Origin of the sequence: Planktothrix rubescens CCAP 1459/22 (assembly GCA_904830895.1) — a bacterium.
Lineage (GTDB): Bacteria > Cyanobacteriota > Cyanobacteriia > Cyanobacteriales > Microcoleaceae > Planktothrix > Planktothrix agardhii.
In genome coordinates this window covers 3,987,501-4,008,364 of sequence record LR882958.1, presented here as the reverse complement: position 1 = coordinate 4,008,364, position 20,864 = coordinate 3,987,501, and the positions used below count along the sequence as shown (strand labels likewise).

General features: G+C 36.7%; 9 protein-coding genes (1 of these 9 only partly in view). 1 reads left to right on the top strand and 8 read right to left on the bottom strand.

Annotated elements, in window-relative coordinates; genetic code table 11:
• Window positions 1–109: 109 nt before the first annotated feature.
• From aerG to aerA, 8 genes are all read right to left on the bottom strand, one after another.
• Window positions 110–4,978, bottom strand: coding sequence for an aeruginoside biosynthesis non-ribosomal peptide synthetase AerG (gene aerG / locus NMG86_RS18460; RefSeq protein ID WP_052338533.1), 4,869 nt, complete (start codon window positions 4,976–4,978; stop codon window positions 110–112).
• Between the two features lie 129 nt (window positions 4,979–5,107).
• On the bottom strand, window positions 5,108–5,902 hold the full coding sequence (gene aerF / locus NMG86_RS18455) for an aeruginoside biosynthesis putative reductase AerF (protein ID WP_026796218.1): 795 nt from the start codon (window positions 5,900–5,902) through the stop codon (window positions 5,108–5,110).
• A gap of 28 nt (window positions 5,903–5,930) precedes the next feature.
• On the bottom strand, window positions 5,931–6,572 hold the full coding sequence (gene aerE / locus NMG86_RS18450; protein WP_026796217.1) for an aeruginoside biosynthesis protein AerE: 642 nt from the start codon (window positions 6,570–6,572) through the stop codon (window positions 5,931–5,933).
• 47 nt (window positions 6,573–6,619) lie between these two features.
• Entirely contained in the window at window positions 6,620–7,228 is a 609-nt protein-coding gene (gene aerD / locus NMG86_RS18445; RefSeq protein ID WP_026796163.1) for an aeruginoside biosynthesis prephenate decarboxylase AerD, read from the bottom strand.
• A gap of 100 nt (window positions 7,229–7,328) precedes the next feature.
• Window positions 7,329–9,539 (bottom strand): aeruginoside biosynthesis protein AerC, encoded by a 2,211-nt coding sequence (gene aerC / locus NMG86_RS18440; protein WP_026796216.1) that lies wholly within the window; start codon window positions 9,537–9,539, stop codon window positions 7,329–7,331.
• A 40-nt stretch (window positions 9,540–9,579) separates the two neighbouring features.
• On the bottom strand, window positions 9,580–10,446 hold the full coding sequence (locus NMG86_RS18435) for a hypothetical protein (RefSeq protein ID WP_051319629.1): 867 nt from the start codon (window positions 10,444–10,446) through the stop codon (window positions 9,580–9,582).
• Between the two features lie 36 nt (window positions 10,447–10,482).
• Window positions 10,483–15,243, bottom strand: a complete 4,761-nt coding sequence (locus tag NMG86_RS18430; protein WP_026796215.1) for a non-ribosomal peptide synthetase — start codon at window positions 15,241–15,243, stop codon at window positions 10,483–10,485.
• A gap of 175 nt (window positions 15,244–15,418) precedes the next feature.
• Window positions 15,419–19,663: an aeruginoside biosynthesis non-ribosomal peptide synthetase/polyketide synthase AerA gene (aerA, locus tag NMG86_RS18425; RefSeq protein ID WP_026796214.1), complete on the bottom strand. Its 4,245-nt coding sequence runs from the start codon at window positions 19,661–19,663 to the stop codon at window positions 15,419–15,421.
• 253 nt (window positions 19,664–19,916) lie between these two features.
• Here aerA and NMG86_RS18420 point away from each other — a divergent pair, with 253 nt between their 5' ends.
• Window positions 19,917–20,864, top strand: the 5' portion of a protein-coding gene (locus NMG86_RS18420) for an aldo/keto reductase (RefSeq protein ID WP_043939567.1). The gene runs 51 nt beyond the window's last position; 948 of the gene's 999 nt are visible here — the first part of the coding sequence; its start codon is at window positions 19,917–19,919; its stop codon lies off the right edge, out of view.

Genomic DNA, 20,864 nt, shown 5'->3' with positions numbered 1-20,864 from the left:
TCAGTAAAGATTAAGAAAACAATATTTTGAAATAAAAATTCATAATCCTGATTTTAAAAGCCAAATAGACGGTCAATATAACCCGTCTATTGTCTGAATCAAGATAGATTTATAAGATATGATGCTCAATTGTTGCTGCTAAATCGGCTAAGGTTGGGTTAGCAAAGAAGTTACGCAGGGGTAAATCAATCGGAAATTTTTTAGTAACTTTATCTATGACTTGAAGAACTTTTTGAGAAGTTCCTCCCAGTTCAAAAAAGTTATCATCAATGCTAATATCTTCTAAATTTAACACTTCTTGCCAAATCTTGAGCAAAGATTCTTCAGTTAAATTACGTGGTTTCATGAAGTCAGTTGATTTAACTTCCTCAATTGGTGAAGACCAGTGATAATTATTGATTGAGTAACGTTCCTGTTCAGAAAAAGGAGAAATAGCCATAATTTTTTCCTGGGGATTAACAATAATATTTTCTAAAATTTTGATAAACTGCTCTCCCATTTTAGCTATACTTGTAGTAGTAAATAAATTAACTTTATAAGATATAATTCCTTCAATGCTGTTATCAGTTTCTTCGAGGGATAGAGTTAAATCATTTTCTGCCGTATCTGCTTCTGTATATATTTTTAGTAACTGGTCTTTTAGAGTGAGATTGGCAAATTTTAAATCTTGTTTCGGAGTATTCTGGAAAAGAAATATCACCTGATTAAACAAAGTATATTGAGGTTCTCTGATAGGTTTTAATTCTTCTACTAACTTGATAAAAGGAATTTCCTGATGAGCATAAAATCCTAAGCTCGTCTCCTTAACTCGACGCAGTAATTCTCGAAAATTGGGATTACCTCCTACATTTGTATACAAGGGGAGAAACTGCACAAAAAGTCCAATTAAATCCTGTGTTTCAGGTCTGTTACGATTGGCAATAATACCACCAACAATGATGTCTTCCTGTTGTGTATAGTAAAGGATGAGTGCTTTAAAAGTCGCTAACAAAGTCATATATAAAGTTACGCCTTCTTGCTGGCTTAATCTTTTTAAAGCATCAGTTAATTCTGGGGAAATAGTAATAGGATGATGGGCTTCCTTAAATGTTAGCTTAGAGGGCCTTGGATGGTCAGTAGGGAATTTTAAAATCGGTGGATTAACGCCGATATGCTGCTTCCAGAAATCAAGCTGAGATTGCCATGATTTGTCTTCTATAGATTGCCATTGCCACAGGGCAAAATCGGAATATTGAATCGGTAAAGGGGGTAGTGGTGAAGGTTTACCCTCAGAAAACGCTTCGTAAATTAAGGTTAATTCCCGAATCAAAACACCGAAAGACCAACCATCAGAAATAATATGGTGCATAGTAACAATAAACAGATAGTCATTTTCAGCTAATTGTATAAGTTTACTTCGGAATAATGAACCTTGTTTTAGGTCAAAAATTCGAGCAATTTCTTCTGATGCTAATCGTTCAGATTCTCGCTCCCGTTCTATTTCACTTAACCCTTGGAGATCAATAATTGAAAAATCAAAACGGGGTTCAGACGAAATTTTTTGGAAAACTTGTCCGTCTATACAAATAAAATTAGTTCGCAAAGTTTGATGACGTTTAACAATTTCTTTTAAGCTTTGCTCTAGTACAGGAACGTTAAGTGAGCCTTCAATTCGATAAATTAAGGGTAGATTATAGACAGAATTATCGGGATAAAATTGGTTGAAAAACCAAAGCTCTAACTGAGTTAAAGAAATTGGTACTAATTCAGAATCAGAGGTTTGGCGTGTAATCGGAATAATTTCTTGTTCTAATTCTTGATAACTTCCGATCTCAATCTTTTTCGCTAATTCAGCAATAGTAGGAGATTGAAATAGACTTCTGATGGGCAATTCCAAATTAAAAGCTTTGCGGGTCATCGCAATAACTTGAGTCGCGAATAAAGAATGCCCCCCTACAGTAAAGAAGTTGTCATTGACCCCGATTTTAGTTAATCCTAAAATATCTTGCCAGATGGCTGTTAATATTTCTTCTGTAGGAGTGGATGGGGCGACATAAATTTGACTTAATTCGGGTCTGCTAGTTGTGGGTTTTGGGAGTTTTCGCCGATCAACTTTGCCATTAGAAGTTAAGGGAAAAGATTCCATCGGGACGAAGGCGGAAGGAATCATATATTCTGGAAGTTGTTCTTGGAGAAAGTGACGCAGTTGTTCAATAGTAATTGTTTGTAATTGCAGGGGAACAAAATAAGCACATAAATATTTTTCTCTAGCACTTTCCCCATAGACTTTAACCACAGCTTGACTTAGGAAGGGATGTTTATTTAATACCGCTTCTAATTCTCCTAATTCAATACTATAACCCCTGATTTTTACCCGGTCATCTATTCGTCCTAAAAACTCAATATTTCCATCTGACAAATAACGAGCTAAGTCTCCAGTTTTATACAGACATGAATAAGAATTTTGATGAAAAGGATTAGGAATAAATTTTTCTTTGGTTAACTCTGGGCAATTAAAATAACCGCGAGCGAGTCCCGCACCACTAACATATAACTCTCCTATACTACCTAAAGGAACAGGTTGGAAATTACTATCTAATAAATAAACTTTGACATTAACAGCCGGTTTACCAATGGGAGGATAAAGGGGCCATTCTTCAGGTTGATGGCTAAAACGATAAGCGGTGACTAAATCAGCTTCAGAAGGCCCATAAAAGTTATACAAGGTGCAGTTTTTTAAACTTTTAAACATTTCAACCATCGGTTGAGTAATTTGCAGTTGTTCTCCAGCAGTTATGGCCTCTTTTAAATTCTTAAAAAGATCGGGTTTTGCTCCATAGAGTTCGGCAATTTGCTGCCACAAAGTCACAGGAAGAATAACTTTTTCAATAGGATTATTTGTAAGTAAATTGACTAATTTATCTAAATCTAGGCGGGTATCTTCAGAAGCAATATATAAAGTTCCTCCAAAACACCAAGCCGCAACTATTTCGTGATAGCTAACATCAAAGCTAAAAGATGCAAACTGAAGAACACCTCCTCCTGTCAGCATTTGATCTCGATGGTGTTCAACTAAATTGGTGAGGGAGCGATGGGGGACAGCAACACCTTTAGGAACTCCTGTGGAACCGGAAGTATAAATCAGATAAGCTAAATGATCATTATTGATTTCAATCGTAATATTTTGATCGGATTCTTGAGTAATATCATCCCATTTATCTTCTAATATCAGCAGATGATGGGAGAAATTTTGAGACAGCATTGAAGCACAAGAATTTTGTGTTAACACAACTTTTGTACCACTATCTGCCAGGATAAAATTAATTCGTTCCTCTGGATATTTAGTGTCAATCGGAACACAAGCTCCTCCAGCCTTGAGAGTCCCCAAAATTGCTACAGCCATATCTAAAGATCGTTCAAGACATATCGCAACTAAACTATCGGGTGTAACTCCTAAGCATTGTAAAGAATGTGCTAATTGATTCGCCTTTTGGTTTAACTGTTGATAGGTTAACTGTTGATTTTCATAGACTACTGCGACTGCATTCGGTGTTTTTTCAACCTGTTCCTCAAATAATTGATGAATACATTGGCTAATCGGAAATAAAGATTCAGTATGGTTCCATTCTTCTAACAGCATTTCCCGTTCTGATTCAGTAAGAATCGGTAAATCTTTAGGGAAACGATGGGGATTAATCACCATTTCTTCGAGTAAAGTTTGCAGATGACCCAGCATCCGTTCAATGGTTGGTAAATCAAAACGATTTTCCTCGTAATTGATGATTAATGCCATTTCTTGACCCGGAACAGCACGCAAAACAAGCGGATAATTAGTTTGTCCGATGTCTTCAATATTACTAATTTTTATTCCCCCAGGAAGTTCGGAAAAATTTGCTGTTGCAGGATAATTTTCAAAAGCGATAATGCTTTCAAATAAAGACTCGTTTCTGGGAATTTCACTCCATCCTTGAATGTCTACCAGTGGAGTATAAGAATATTGTTCTCGCTGAATGTGTTGTTCTTGTAATTGATGTAACCAGGGTAATAATTCTGTTGTTTCTGGGATTAATACCCTAGCAGGTAGGGTATTAATAAATAACCCGACCATTGATTCTACTCCTGATAAACTAGGGTGACGACCAGAGACAACACTTCCAAAAACGATATCTTCCTCACCGCTATAACGACTCAGTAATAACGCCCAAGCTGCTTGTACTAAAGTAGAAAGAGTCAAATGGTTTTGAGCTACAAAAGATTTTAAGTTGGCGGTGGTTTTAGCTAATAGATTGATTTGGCGGATATTGTAGGTTTTATTATTCCTTTCGCGGGCTTGTTCCCCAATTAAAGGAGTCGGAATACTAAACCCCAGAAGGGTTTTTCGCCAAAATGTTTCTGAGGCGGAAATATCTTGCTGTTGTAACCAATTAATATAGTCTTGGTAAGGGCGAGGTGTTGGTAAATGACACTCTTTTCCTTGCTTAATCGCATCATAAAAGGTGAAGATTTCTTGAAAAAGAATCGGCCAACTCCAACCATCACAGAGGATGTGATGAAAACTCCAGATCAGTTGATAAGTTTGGTTCTCTAATTGAATTAAGGTACATCGCATCAGAGGAGCTTTATCCGTTTCAACACCTCGTTGTCTATCTTCCTCTAAGAAACGATTCAGGTGAGTTTGTTGATCGCTCTGAGACAGGGATCTCCAGTCTATATTAATCCAAGGTAATTTAACTTTTTTTCGCACGATCTGAAGGGGCTTTTTACGATTTTTCCAAATAAATTGGGTTCGTAAAATCGTGTGTCTATCTAGTATTTGTTGCCAAGATTTTTCAAAAGCAGAAATATCTAGTTCTCCCTGAAATGTTAATTGAAATTGATCAAAATAAGTATTAGATTCTGGGTTGTAGAGAGTATGAAATAACATCCCTTCCTGAGTGGGAGAAAGGGGATAAATTGCTTCGATATCTTTGCTTTTATTGGAATTATTTGAGTTAACCATGAGTTGAATTTATTGTTTGTTTTTTTGATGAAGAATTAAATTCATTACTTGAGAATAACTAGAACTATGAGTCAAGATATTTAAAACAGATACTTAGATCATAAATTTGTATAAATTATCTAAGTCTTCTTAGAAAGCTCCAGAAGATAAACCTCCATCCACCGGAATTGTTATTCCTGTGATATAGCTGGCACATTCTGACGATAAAAAAGCGACTAAATTAGCTACTTCACCAGAATTACCAATACGACGAAGTGGAATATTATTCATAATTCCGGCTCGAATATTATCCACGGTTACACCTTGTTTTTCAGCATTCACCGTTAAATATTGTCGATGTCTGGGTGTATCAATAATACCCGGATTAATAGCAGTCACTAAAACATTATACTTAGCCACTTCAGTTGCGACTGCTTTAGTGAAGTTAATTAACCCGGCATTAGCAACTCCTGATTTTATCAGACGGGGAGAAGGTTCTTTTCCTGATGTTCCAATAATATTAATAATTCGTCCCCATTGCTGATTTTTCATACTAGGCAAAACTAAGTTAGTCATGCGAATATAGCCCATTAATTTTCCTTCAAATACGCCTCTCCATTCTGCATCTGAGATATCTTCTATTGATTCTCCAGAAAAACTAGCCCCTTCTGAGTTATTAATTAAAATATCAATTCTGCCCAACTTACTAAGGGATCTTTCTACTAGCTTTTGCGAGTCCGATTCGTTTTGAACATCGGCAATTAAAGGGATTACTTCTACATTAAAATTCAGTAAAGATTGACTGGCTTTCTCCAGTTGTTCACCATTCCTACCGCAAATTATTAATCGGCAGCCTTCTTCGGCTAATCTTTCGGCTACAGCAAAACCAATTCCTGCACTAGCTCCTGTTACTAAAGCAACTTTTCCTGTTAATCCTAAATCCATAATTATTCGTCCTCTAATGTATAAACATTTATTGTGTAATCAAAATATCAAGTAAAGATACTGTTTCGTCAGTAAAATTAGATATTTCGTGCGGTATCTCAGGGGGTGCATAGTAAATATTACCATAAGCTAGTTGCTGTTCTTCCCCCCCTACATAAACATCAAGTTTTCCATTAAGAATAATTCCCATTTTTTGGCAACTAGACTGATGTTTAGGGATTGTTTTTCCTGGAGGAATCTGAGTAATAATAATCTCAAACCAAGAACCAGTCACAGATTGACAAACTAAACCAGTGGCATGATTTTCACTGGGAGTCACGCGCAGGATTGTGGGTTCATCTTCTCCTTGTATGGGAGGGTTGATGATTCTTTTGACATCAAATCCTAAGATAGTTTCATGCAAAAGATTAGCTGAACCGTGAAGAACATTAGCCCCGGCAACATAGAGATGATCTAAAGGTTGAATAACAGTTTTATTCCCGTTGAGATTCATTTCCAAATTGCCGTTAAATATCATTCCGATTTGACTTTCTGTGTGTTGGTGCAGGGGAAAAATAGCACCTGGTGCAATGGCGGCTAATTGGACGACTGTATCCTGACATTGGAATGCCAATAACTCCACTTCTCCATTGATATTAATTGTTTTTCCTTCGGGGAAAAATGTAGGCATTTTGATCTCCTTAATTAAGTTTTTCTCAAAAATTAATTCTTAATTATTTATTCTCTATGGACTGTTCCTTTTTTATGAAAAATAGACCAACTCATCTCAATTTTCCCATATTCTGCAATAAACTCTAAATCATTTTCTTTGAGAGCATTCTCATTGGTGATTGCTAAATCGGCTAACCCTTGCTTAACTTGAATAGCGGCTGCACTTGTAGAATTAACAAACTCCACTTTAATATTTTTTTGATTGGGGTAGCCGGGTAATAAATAAGGGAGTAAAGGAAAGGGAGCGGGATGAGTAACTAGGGTGCAATTTTCCCAAACTAATTCTTCATTTTTGCGCTTGGCTAATCCATAAACTGGTGTGGGATAGGTAAAAACAAAACCTAGTTTTAAACTGGGTTCCATATAAAAATCATTAACTCTTTCATAAGCATGGGGAACCAAAGCCAAATCCACCTGATCTTGGAGCAAAGATTCTTTCAACTCTGTAAAGGTATCAAATAAATGACTGGTAACAGAAATTTGTTCCGCTTGCCATTGAGTAATCAGATAATTTAAGGTCTGTTCACTACTGGTTTCTTTTGGCCCTAAAGTGCCAACGATTAAAGTTTTTACATCAGGTTGGGGATAACAAAATTCCATCGAAAACTTTAACATGGTTTTAAGGCTCCAGATTTTTTAAGGGTTGATAAATTAGCATTTCCTGTACAAAATAAAGCAATTTCAAGTTCAGAAAAATTGTGGGAATAAAAAGGGATTAATGATTTACTAAGAAAGTTCTATTTTGAAATTTGGTCATAGGTAATTTAAGACGAATGGCTTGTTGAAATTTAGCAACATCCAACTCGGCAATGCTAAATATTCCCTTTTTTTCAAACAATATAGATGATACACTATCCTGGGTAATATAGTTAACTCTAATGTCTTCGTGTAAGGATTCAATCAACAGTTGAATATTAGCCAGTTGGGCATCTTTTATGGTTTGACTATGGGGAGAATTTGGGTCAACTGGATGGGCATAACTGCGGACGTGAAAACGACTTTCTCTAGCTCCTCCTGGCACTATGGAAAATGTTTGAACGTGTTCAGGAAAGATACTCAAAGAAAAGGGCATGGGCATCTCTTCTTGAGATGACATGGAACAAAAAGCAGAATAACACAAAGTTTCTGGGAGTGATTGGGTTTGTGCTGCTATTTCTTGTAATTTGGTTTCATGTTCCCAAGAATGTCTGCCTAAACTTTTTGCACAGTCATAATACTTGCGTTCAGTAGGGTTTAAATAGGGAGATGGAGGGTCTTTCATGGGAATAATCATCCCGTTTATTCCTTCGCAATCACTCGATAGTTTAAAGCGACGGGTTAAGCCTTTGTGCATCATGGGGAAATGGTAGTCTTCTAAAAAGTTTTCCCACAATAATTTATAGTCAACTTCGACATTAATATCGTACCGTCCAAGACCATTAATAGGCTGCATGGCTTCGAGGTTATAGGGTTTTAGTAAATCCGCTTGATACCAAAGTTCTTTGAGTCTGGCTCCTTCCCAACTGAAACGAATAAAAACAAAGCCATAAAAAATATCAATATCAATCGGTTCTAATCCGTAATTGGGTAAACTGAAATTAGGAGAATTATTGCGCTCATCTAGATGTTTAAGTCTTCCAGCAAATAATTCTCCTTCATTGGTTCGTATAACATAAGCTCTCTCGCCAATAATATCTAACCAAGTGAAGTTTCCTGCTTCGGGAACTTCATTTATATGACAGACAAATTGCCAAGTAGGAGCGATTAAATGGTCAATTTCTAGGGTAAATAGGGCTGTATCCCCATAAATCCAAATAGGCAAAGGTTCTGTATTCAATTGTGCTAGTTCATCCTCTGAGTCATTTTCTCCCCCTAACTCTGAATCTTCAAAGGGATTAAATTTCGTTGGTTTTTCCATTTCTTGCGGTAGTCCAATACGCTCTAAAATTTCCCCAAAATTGACCGTTAACTCTTGATTCTCTACCATCAAAATTGCTTGCTTAAGTTCTCTAACTAAAGACTCAATCAATAATTCAGTTTCTTGGGAATAATTAACATCTTCAGAAATAATTCCTGGAGAATGATTAAGGGATGCTACGAGAAAAGTTAACTCTTTTTCTAAATAACCAATTTTTAGCCAGAGACGAATAGCTTCAGGAAGTGAAGCACTTTTTCCTTCTGCATAACCAGGACTTACTTGGTCTAGTAAGTTGGCAATTGCTACTCCGATATTTTCTGAATTATAATCTCTCTTTGTCTCATTTTCTTCTGGTTTGGTTGGCAATAATTTGACAAAAATATATTCCCCATCTTGCTTGACTTCTATTTCTTGCAACCCATATAGATTAAGGTCAAAATTACTGCCAAATTCCCCTCGACTTGCTCCTGGGGCATTTTGACAATTTCCGTCTAAATCAAACGCCCATCCATGATAGGGACAAAGGACTTTTTTATTACGACTCGCACATCCTTTTCCTTCAAAAACAGGAGATTGACGGTGAGTACAAACATTAAGAAAACATCCAATTGTTCCGTCTTCTTGATGGACAATGACTAGCGGTTCTTGAAACAGTTTCAGAGTAATAAAATCTCCTGGATGGGAAATATCTTCTGTTTTACAAGCTAGATACCATTGATGAGGAAAATCTGCTGGATTAAGATTGATTAAACGGATAATTTTAGCGACAAAGTAATGATAAACAACTTCAAAAGCAACGGGGTTTTGACCTTCTTGATTATACTGTTCTACAGCTAGAGATAAATCTTGATAGACTTTCCCTATCTGTGGGTTTCCTTTTCCTTCTAGTAAAGTGGTGATAAATTCATCCCAATTTTTTTGAGATTTTTGAGCAAGTTTACGCCCTCTATAAACAATTTCTCCTTGCTGTTGTCCTATATTAATGAACAGTTTATTTAGGGTTTCCGACTTAATCTTAATGTGATTCATTGGCTCTTAGGTATGTTTAAAGATGTTTTCTGTTGAAAAATTAATTTTCCAAAATTGGCTGGGGAATTAAGGGAACAGGATGATCAAGACGATAGGCGTTCCAAGATTTTTTAAATCCTTTATATTTTAAGGGATTGTCTGATATTTTTTCAACCCCTTGATGGAATAAATGTTCATAGTAATCCAATTCTTTTTTGAGATAATAAGGAGCTTGTTGTCCATAAATTTTAACAAACATCCTGTAAGTATTATAATGTTTGGTAGCCACATCTTTTTCATAAGATTCTATGTCGTCTTCGATATCATTTAAAACTTCTAATGACCACATTAATCTTAACTCTTCATTTAATTCTTCATCATGAAAGTTTTGTCCTAACATTTTTAGCAATGTACAATGTAAAAATCGATAGTCAGAAGAGCGTAATTGAGCAGCTTTCATAATCTCTTGATGAGTGATCTCAGGAGAAATTAATAAATGGGTTTCTAGTTCAAAGTATTCTCCTAAGTTATCTAAATAGGTTTCAACTTGATGATGTTTAAAATTAGATTTTTCTAAAACTGCTAAAATCATTTCTTGTTTGGTTTTCCAAGGGGAATGTTGTTTTAGTAGACAATTTGTTGCTTGGATTTGCTCAACTTCTTCATCGGTTTCATAAACCAGCGCTTCCATAAAACCTAAAATTGGATAAAATCTAAAAAAGTCACTCCAAGAAAGATTATAAAGCGGAAAATAATAGAGTACAAATTCTCTTAATACTCGAGAAGAACGCTTCATACTTTGATAAGAAATACAGGGAATTTCTAGGGCTAATGAATTACATATATCTTTATCCATTGACTGACATACAATGTCTTGCTTGAGTAATCCATTTTTGCTTTGAGTGAGGCTTTCAATAGATGGCAACATAAGGGCTTAAATCTCCAGTTAGAGTACAGAAATGATTTAATCTAGTTCCAAAAGCAGTTCATCTAATTCTGCTTGATTGAGATCAGCATCGGGAAAATCCGATGGAGTATAACCTCCGTCTCCTGATAAACAATGGTTAATTAGGATTTCTAAAGATTCTTGATAAGCATTAGCTAAATTTTCTATCGTTGTTTTTTGATGAAAATTCTCACTATATTGCCATTCCATTTCTAGTTTCCCATCAACAACGAGTCCATTAATCGCAATTAAATGGCAACGTTGCCCCAAGGGACTATGAATAGAACCACTCGCTTCTTTAGAAAATTTCCAGTCAACAGAACCTATTTGTGGGCGAGTAAATTGCCCCAAATAATTAAAGCTGATTTCTGGTTTCGGATAACTTCTTAGACGGGATTGAATGGTTAAATCTGGGTTAAGATAATATCCAATTCCATAATCAACTCCCCGATTTGGAATTTGTCGTAATTGCTCTTTAACTGACTTGAGACATTCACCAGGATGGTCAATATTTTTTAAAGTCAAAATGACAGGAAAAATACTGGTAAACCAACCAATAGTTCGGGACAAACTCAGGGAGTTGATTACATTTTCCCTGCCATGACCTTCAATGTCAATAACAAGATCACAAAACCCTGTCCAACGAGCAAAAGCTTGTACTAAAGCCGTCAGTAATACATCATTAATTTGGGTGTTGTATGCTTGAGGAACATCCTGCAATAGTAAGCGAGTTTGTTCTTCGCCCAGGGTAAAAGAGACCGTTCTCGCATGAGCAACGGTATTAGACTTGATATCAGTTTGATAATCCAAGGGAAGATGGGGAATTGAGGGAAAATCCTGCTTTAACCAGTAATCTAAGTAAGACTTGTGTTCTGGGTTTTGAGCATAATTTTGGATTTCCTCAGCCCAATGTTTAAAGGAGCTAGTTTTTAGGGGTAATTCCAGAGGTTTTCCGGTTTCTAATTGGTGGTAACTGGTGAGTAAATCTTCTAGGAAAATGCGCCAGGAAACCCCATCGACTACTAGATGATGAATAATAATTAACAATCTTCCTGCGTCACCTAATTGAAAGAAAACCACCGAAATTAAGGGGCCTTTTTCTAAATTTAGGGAGCGCTGTTGAGCCTCTGAAATTTCTGCCATTGTGGTCAATTGTTCACCCGAAGACATCGGGGATAAATCCATGACTTCAAAACCAAAAGACTCCCAATCATCGCTGTGATACTGTTGCCATTGTCCTTGTTTATGCACAAAGCGTAAACGTAAAGCATCATGATGATACAGTAATTTGGCAATGGCTGGTTTTAATAAATCCGGCTGTAGATGGGCCGGAACTTCTAAGAATACCGATTGATTAAAGTGATGGAGTTCGGGTAAATTTTGCTCAAAAAACCACTGTTGAATCGGCGTTAAAGGAACTTGACCGCTAACCAAATCCTGCATGATTTGAGTGACAGGAGCTTTCTCAGTTACTGTTGCTAATTGGGCAATAGTTTGATGGCTAAATAACTGTTTTGGGGTAATTCCTAGTCCGGCTTGATTGGCTTTAGCCACAATTTGAATCCCAATAATTGAATCTCCCCCTAATTCAAAAAAGTTGTCATGAATACTAATTCTTTCCCGTCCCAAAACACTTTGCCAAATTTGAGCGAGGATTGTTTCTGTGTCGGTACTGGGGGCAATATAATTTTCTAATTCATGGAGATCAATTTCCGGTATCGGTAAAGCACGACGATCTACTTTTCCATTAGGAGTCAGGGGAAAAGAGTCTAAGAGCATCAAGAAAGCAGGTACCATATAATTGGGAAGCTTATCTTGCAAAAATTGGCGCAATTCTTGCCGGGTTAATTGTTGAGTCACTGGGATAACATAAGCAGACAAACGCTTGACCCCTAGTTCATCTTCTCTGGCAATGACGATTCCTTCCTGGACTTGAGGATGCTGACTGAGAACAGTTTCTATTTCTCCTAATTCAATTCTAAAACCTCTGATTTTGATCTGATGATCAATACGACCCATAAAATCAATATTGCCATCTGCTAGATAGCGCACTATATCCCCAGTTTTGTACAAACGGGAGGCTGGATCATCATTAAAAGGATTCGATATAAATTTAGAGTTTGTTAACTCCGGCTGACCCAGATAACCCTTTGCTAAACCTTCGCCACCAATGTATAATTCTCCATTAATTCCAATCGGAACAGGATTCAAACAAGGATCTAAAATATAAACCTGAAAATTCCCCAGAGGTTTTCCAATAGGTGGTTTTTCCTGGGGATCTTTAATTAACGCGATGGTCGTACAAACCGTCGATTCCGTAGGCCCATAGGCATTAAATACATGACGATTCTGACACCATTTTTTTAATAAATCAGCCGATGAAGATTCCCCAGCTACGATAAGACTCTGTAAATCTGGTAATTCATCTGTAGGCATGACCGCTAAGGCTGAGGGTGGCAATGTTGCTATAGTAATCTTTTGTTTTTTTAACAGATTTAGTAAATTTTCTCCTGGTAACAAAGAATCACTGTCGCCCATGACTAAGGTTGCCCCAGAACCCAGGGCCATAAAAATTTCCCACACGGAAGCATCGAAACTAAAGGAAGCAAATTGCAAAACCCGACTCTGAGCTTTAATATTAAAAATTTTTCTTTGTTGCGTTGCTAAGTTACAGACTCCTTTGTGGGCAAGTAAAACCCCTTTTGGCTTTCCGGTTGATCCCGAAGTATAAATCACATAAGCTAGATTTTTAGCCTGAGTTTCACTAACAGGAGGATCTGAACTTTGCTGTGAGATGATCGGCCAATCTTGATCTAAGTAAACTTTTTGAAGATTTTCTAATTGTAACGTATTGGCTAACTTTTCTTGAGTCAATACTACGGATACGCCAGAATCTTCTACCATATAAATTAAGCGGTTTGGCGGATAGCTGGGATCAAGAGGTAAATAAGCTGCACCCGCTTTAAGAATTCCTAAAATACCAATAATTATTAATGGCGATCGCTCTACACAAACTCCTACTAATTCCTCGGTTTTAATCCCTAAACTTTGCAGATAATGGGCGAGTTGATTTGCTTTTTGATTTAACTGTTGATAGGTGAGGCATTCCTGTTCATAAATGACCGCTACAGCATCAGGATTTTTGGCAACTTGTTCTTCAAATAACTGATGAATACATTGATGATCCTGATAGGGGACTTGAGTTTGATTCCATTCCACTAATATTTGTTGTTTTTCTGGGTCAGTCAGTAAGGGTAATTCCCCGACTTTTTGCTGGGGATTTTTCACAATTCCCTTTAATAAAGTTTGGAAATGACCCATCAAACGGGTGATTCTTTCGGCTGTATATAGATCGCCATTATATTCCCAATAACCTTCTAAATAAGTTCCTTGATCTGTCTCTATTTCTTCTAAAATTAAGGTCAGATCAAATTTCACTCTGACGTTTTCTACCGCCATAGATTTCACCCTTAACCCCGGTATATCTAAGGCTGTTAGAGGGGTATTTTGTAGGGCAAACATCACTTGAAATAGGGGATTATAACTCAAGCTCCGTTCTATCTGTAAGCCATCTACGACTTGCTCAAAAGGGACATCTTGGTTCGCATAAGATTCTAAGACAACATTGCGAACTTGTTGCAATAATTCTGAAAAAGAAAGATTCCCTTCTAGGGAATTTCGCATCACTAAAGTATTAACAAAAAAACCAATCAGGGGTTCAATTTCTTGTCGATTTCGGTTCGCCGTGGGAGTTCCTACCAGAATATCTTTTTGGCTGCTATAACGAAAGAGTAAAGTGTTTAAAGTAGCCAGTAAGGTCATAAATAGAGTAACCCCTGATTTTTGACTGAGACTTTTCAGTTTTTCTGTTACATCCGAGTCGATTTTAAAGCAAATACTAGAGCCTCGAAAACTGGGGATGGGAGGACGAGGTTTGTCTGTGGGAAGTTCTAATAAAGGGGGAGCAGCAGCTAATTGTTTTTTCCAATAGTTTAGCTGGTTTGCTAAAACTTCTCCTTGTAACCATTGTCTTTGCCAAACTGCAAAATCTGCATACTGAATCGTTAATTCGGGTAAAGAAGCAGTCGAATTTGATAATAATGCTTGATAAAAGCTAGATAATTCTTTAAATAAGATCCCTTTTGACCAACCATCAATAATAATATGATGAATAACTGGAACTAAAATATAATCTTCATATCCCAAATCAAAAAGAGTAAATCTTAACAACGGAGATTGAGTTAAATCGAAGGGTTTTTGTAGTTCTTGAGCGACGATTTCTTCTACTTTTTCTATCGGTAAGTCTTTTAACTCAACTTTTAACAAATTCACCTTCAGGAAGGGAGCAATTTTCTGGATGGGTTTTCCTTCTACCATCGGAAAGGTTGTCCGCAAAATTTCATGACGTTGAATAATGGCGTTGAGACTCTGCTCCAAAATATCAATATTTAAGTTTCCCGTTAAACGGATGGCTGGACACTCATTGTAAGCAGGATTTTGACTATCCATCTGATAGAGAAACCACATCCTCTGTTGAGCAAAAGATAGGGGTAAATCTTCATCCCGTGAAACGGGAATAATTACTGATTCAGGAGAGTTAGGGGATGGTTGGGCTTCTCTGCTTAAAAAGTCGAGAATTTCAGATTTTCTTGTCCCGATTTCTTGCTTGATTTCGGCTGTCATTACTCCCTGGGGAGCCTGATATTTTAACTTATCTTCCTCAAGCCAAAGTTTGATCTCTAAACTATTTAAGTAAGATAAAAATTCTACTACTTTCATTCGGTGTCTTTTTCCTGAATTTCTGTTTGTGTGAATAGCGGTTTAGTTTTTTTGGATTTGGGTTTATTTTCTGGTCATTGTTTATAGCATATCCCTGATCAGAAATATCAAATACATATATATAACTTTACATTCTACAGGAAACGAACTCCAAAAAGCCTCAATCAACATATTTTTATAATTCTCCTTCTTCGTAATCTTCTTGGGTTTCTCTAATAGCACTGTGACTATTTTTTGCCACATTAAGCACCTCAAGGGTTTGAGTTAAACTAGCCACAGTCGGGTATTCTAATAAACTCTGTAAAGATAATTCCAACGAGAAAACATCCCGCAAACGAGATATGACTTGACTCGCCAGCAATGAATGTCCTCCGAGTTCAAAGAAATTGTCGTGAATACCGATTTGGGGTAGGTTAAGGACATTTTGCCAAATTTGAGCAACTTTACTTTCTGCTTCAGTTCTGGGCGCTATCCATTCGCTATTTTCTTGACCCTGAAGTTCCTTTAGTAATTGTTGTTTATCAATTTCACCCTGGTCTGTAAGAGGGAAGGATTGTCTAGGAATCAATGAACAGTTATAGGGAGTTCCAAATCGATCTTTTAGGGTTAAATGATCGGCTAAATTAATCGGATTAGGAGGTGATTTCGGGATGTAATAAGCCGTTAATTTCTGTAATCCCTCAGACAAAGATGTAAAACGTTTAATTTTAGAATTGCTCCCATCTAAACCGATCATTAACTGTCCTTGGTTATGATATAAACTCGCTAAAAATGAGTCTAATCCTTGCTGTACTGTCATATCGTAATACCCTTGAGATTGGGTTAGATATTGCATCTGATAGCCTTTACTAATTCCTGTTTCTTTCCAAGTTGTCCAACTATAACAATAACTGGGGAATAAATTTTTAGATTTTTGATAGTTATTAAGATGTTCTAGGAAAGTATTTGCCGCCGCATAGGAACCCAAAGTTGCTCCTCCAAAAAAACTAGCTAAGGATGAAAAACTGATAAAAATTCCCTGAGATTCTTTGATCAGTTGATGTAAGATCCAAGTGCCTAATACTTTGGGACGAAGAATGGCTGCTAAACCTTGTTTTGTTTCGTCCAGCAGTAAACAATTTTTATAGATTCCTGCTAGATGAATGACTCCATCGAGTTCTCCTTTCCAATGCTGTTTCACCTCGTCTACAGCTTGCTGTACTTGAGTGTAATTAGCAACATCTACCGCTTGGTAAATTACTTCTCCCCCCAGGTTTTCTAAGGCTTGTAAATTTTTGATTTTCAAGGAAAATTCATCTTCTTTTTTCAGATGATCATTCCAGAGATGTTTTTCCGGTAAAGCGGTTTTTCCAATCAATAGTAACCGAGCCTGATAATTTTTAAGCAAATATTCAGCAACTTTTATGCCTATTCCTCCTAAGCCCCCAGTAATTAGATAAATTCCCCCTGGTTTAAAGGGTAATTCTTGTTTAAGTTGTTCAGGTAAATTGACTTTTTTCAAGCCAGAAATAAAACGCTTTCCTGCTCGATAGGCAATTTCTCTTTCCCTTGATAAAACGTAAAGTTCTTGGAGAAGATCAGCCCCATTGATTTCATTTTTATCAATGGGTAAATCGAGATGACGACTATTTAACCAAGGAATTTCTTGAGCTAGGCTTTTAATCAGTCCTAAAACGGGAGATTTTTCATAAGCAATTTCATCAGCTTTAGTAACAAATTGGCTATGGCTAGAAACAAATAACAATTGAATTGTTCGGTTTAAATCGTGAATTTTAGCTAGGGCTTGAACGAGGAACAATAAACTATAGATTCCTAGATTTTGTGCTTTTTCTAGCTGCTCTATACTATCAATTTCTCCCGAATATTTTTGATACGTCCAGAGATGAATAATATTCCCAATAGTAATTTTTTCCTCTGCTAAAGATGCCATTAAATGTTGATAGTGTTCTGCTTCCCCTGGTTTTATTGTATAGCGATCGTTACTTAATTTAGAAAATTCTTCTCCCGCCAAAACCGTTACAAAGGGTAAGTTTTTGGCTTGGATTTGTGCAGCTAAAAATTCTCCTAAACCTAACTGATCCAAAAAAATTAAAGTATAATTGTTAGAAAGTTCTGGCTTCAGATTAACCGGAGATCTGGACTTCCAAACTTTCCGGTAAAACCAATCAGGAATAGTATTCGCATTTTCTAAAAGAATATCTATCTCTTTAAGAACAGGATTAAATTCCCCGGCTTCAAAACGTTTAGTTAATTGCGATCGCTGAATTTTACCGATAGAAGTTTTGGGGATTTCGTTTTTATTTAAGGGGATTAAATATTCGGGATTAACGCCAAAACTGTTAATCACTTTTCGTCTAATCTTTTTCAGCAGTTCAGGTAAATCCTGGGGATCGATTTCTACACTAAAAAATAAAGCTAATTGATCTGTACTACTCTTAGGATCATGAACAGCACAAGCGGCAGTATAAGATGCTGCTACTTCTTCAATAGCTTCAACAACTGTTTCAATTTCGTGACTGTAATAATTCACCCCATTAATAATAATCGTTTCTTTACTTCTTCCTGTAATCACTAAATGTCCGTTGCTAATAAATCCTAAATCTCCTGTCTTAAACCAGCCATCTTTTAAGAAAGCTTCTTGATTTGCTTCTGGATTTTTATAATATCCCGGTGAAACTGGATCTCCTTTGACTTGTAAATGACCAATCGTTTCTTCTGGAAGTAGGGAATTTTCTTGATCAACAATTCTAATTGATACGCCCGGAATAGGTAATCCTAAATCCGTAAAGGTTGTGCTATTGGGATGTTCAGGATGGACTCTTTTTAAAGTATGAGTCAAGGAATATTTATCAACCGTATGAAAGAGTAAAGGCTGTTCTATTGTCGGTTGATAATAAGTAATTCCCGATCCCATTTCTGCCATCCCAAAAGCAGGACGAATCGCCGTTGTTTTCAATTTATATTCGCTATGAAGTTTATTAGTAAATTCTCCGACCACTTGATCGGAAACTGCTTCACCAGCTACTAAAAAGAATTTAATCGAGTCTAAATTCCAAGTCTGAGAGGGTTCTTTTTTAAGAGCTTCATTGATCAGATTATAAGCAAAATTAGGAGCCCAACTATGAGTAATCCGGTATTGATGAATTAAATCTAACCAATTGAGAGGACGACCTAATATATATTCCGTTTGAACATAGACCATTTGGCATCCTAAATCAACACAGCGAATATGCAACTCAGAAATGCTCCCGATATGGTCAAAAGGCAGCCAATTCAGGATAATATCGTCGTTATTATATTCACAAATTATGTTGGCTCCTCTCGCACGAGAGATAACATTTTTATGGGTTAATGATATACATTTAGACATTCCCGTGCTACCTGATGTCAGATTGAAAAAAGCTATATCATCAGGTTGACTAATATGGGGATGATCGGGGGAGTAGGTTTTTAATTCTTCAATACAACTCAGTTTAATTGGTTGATTAGATAGCCATTTTTCTAATTTTTTTACGTCTTGTTGTCGGGATTCATTCGTGATAATTAGAGGATGTTCTAACAATTCCCAGACCTGACAAATTTTATTAATTTCATGATTAATCTCTTTGTAGGTGGGTGGAACTGAGAGAATCACAGGAATAAAGCCCCCTAAAATACATCCCCAAAATGCGGAAATGATGTCACAATTTTCCGATAATTGGAAAATGACTTTATCTTGATTCTGTAAACCTAGCTTTTGTAATCCTGTTTGTATTCTTTGGGCTTGTTCCCATAATTGTTGATAGGATTGAAATATCTGAGAACCATTAGATTGAATATAGATAATTCCTCTATTCGGATAGTTTTCGGCTGTTTTCTGGAGTATATCTCCCAAGGTTTTTGGCTGTAGTACAGACTCTACTAAAGGTTGTCCGTGACTAATAGCTTGTTGAGCATTAGAAGCGTGAATGGGTAGAGTGATCCGGGTTTCGATTTCTTGATTTTGCTTCTCAACTGTTTCTGGTTGTTTTAATGGCAATAATTCCGATAGATGTAGCGGGAGATTTTTGTATTTTTGGGAAGTAATGACCACAGCAACTTGCTCAATTCCTGATAAAGACTGTAGTTTTTTTTCGGTATTATTTACTAAATTTTCGTCGATAATTTCTATATTTTTTAAGGCTAACTCATCTACACAACCAGTATTTGTTAAGGGTAAATTAGAAACTTGCACATAGAAAGTGGGTAAGAGATGATCGGGTAATTTTGACTTCACATCAGAGGATAATTGTTCTGGATTCCCAGTTCCAGAGTAAACGATATAAGCGACTAATTCACTATCCCGTACCAGTAAATAGCAATCTTCTACCAATGGATTTGACAACAAGACTTCCGCGATTTTCTGGCAATTTAATTGTGAATTTTGTTGATTAGTAGTCATACCTAAAAAAATAACTGGATATACTTTTTGAAAGCCTCTCAAAAAGGAGCTTTTAGGGTTGAACCTGTTGGTTTATTATGATAGCATATAAAATGGAACAGCTTAATTACAAACAGAAAGAAAAAGATTGCATTGTTTTGATTTGAGTATTAGTCTTTGTCTTTGTCAATTATAATATGGAGATGTAGGAAAAACTTGTTAAGATTCCGTAAAAGTGTTTAGAGGTTTATTGGCCCATTTAACCTAGAACAGTATGAAAATTTCAGGTAAAGCGACTTTAACAGGAACCCAAAAATATCGAGAACGGCATCACCAAGACTGTATTGCTGCTCATTTTCGAGAAGCCAATGATTGGGTTGTAAGTTCGATAGGTATTGGTACTTATTTAGGTGCCGCAGACTCCCGAACAGATGATCGGGTCACCGACGCAATTATCGAGTCGGTTAAAAATGGAATTAATTTGATTGATACCGCAATTAATTATCGCTATATGCACGCTGAATGGAGTCTAAGCCATGCTTTACGCGCTTTAATCCGGGATGAAGTTGTCTCCAGAGATGAATTAATTATTTGTACGAAAGGAGGTTTTATTCCCGATTTAGATCGGATCAGTTGGTTTTATTCTCGATATATTGAAAACAGTAGATTTTCAATCAAACCTGGGGATTTAGTGGCAGAATGTCACTGCCTACACCCGGAATATATTTGGGATCAACTGGAGCGCAGTTTGGATAATTTGGGAGTAGAAACAATTGATATTTATTATCTTCATAACCCTGAAATGCAATTATCTGAAGTTTCGCCAGAAATTTTTTATCACCGTTTAATGCTGGCATTTGAAGTATTAGAAAAAGCCGTTAGTCAAGGAAAAATTAGTAGCTATGGGTTAGCTACTTGGGATGGCTTCCGAGTCCCACCAACCCACCCCAACCATCTTGATTTAGCCAAGGCAAAAGCGATTGCATCTCAAGTGGCCCCCAATGGGACAGATCATTTCAAATTCCTTCAGTTACCTTTCAATGCCACGATGCTAGAGGCATTGGTTCAACCCACTCAACAAGTGAAACGAACATGGCTTCCTGTCCTAGAAGTGGCTCACCGTTTGGGTCTATCCGTGATTTCTAGTGCCTCCATTGGTCAGACCAAGGCCGTTGGTCAAATTCCAGAAGCTCTGGAAGGAATACTTGATCAAACCCCGTTA

What these genes read in the sequence shown, in the direction of transcription:
- aerG (WP_052338533.1), bottom strand. Translation starts at nt 4,978, where the DNA reads ATGGTTAACTCAAATAATTCCAATAAAAGCAAAGATATCGAAGCAATT.
- aerF (WP_026796218.1), bottom strand. Translation starts at nt 5,902, where the DNA reads ATGGATTTAGGATTAACAGGAAAAGTTGCTTTAGTAACAGGAGCTAGT.
- aerE (WP_026796217.1), bottom strand. Translation starts at nt 6,572, where the DNA reads ATGCCTACATTTTTCCCCGAAGGAAAAACAATTAATATCAATGGAGAA.
- aerD (WP_026796163.1), bottom strand. Translation starts at nt 7,228, where the DNA reads ATGTTAAAGTTTTCGATGGAATTTTGTTATCCCCAACCTGATGTAAAA.
- aerC (WP_026796216.1), bottom strand. Translation starts at nt 9,539, where the DNA reads ATGAATCACATTAAGATTAAGTCGGAAACCCTAAATAAACTGTTCATT.
- NMG86_RS18435 (WP_051319629.1), bottom strand. Translation starts at nt 10,446, where the DNA reads ATGTTGCCATCTATTGAAAGCCTCACTCAAAGCAAAAATGGATTACTC.
- NMG86_RS18430 (WP_026796215.1), bottom strand. Translation starts at nt 15,243, where the DNA reads ATGAAAGTAGTAGAATTTTTATCTTACTTAAATAGTTTAGAGATCAAA.
- aerA (WP_026796214.1), bottom strand. Translation starts at nt 19,663, where the DNA reads ATGACTACTAATCAACAAAATTCACAATTAAATTGCCAGAAAATCGCG.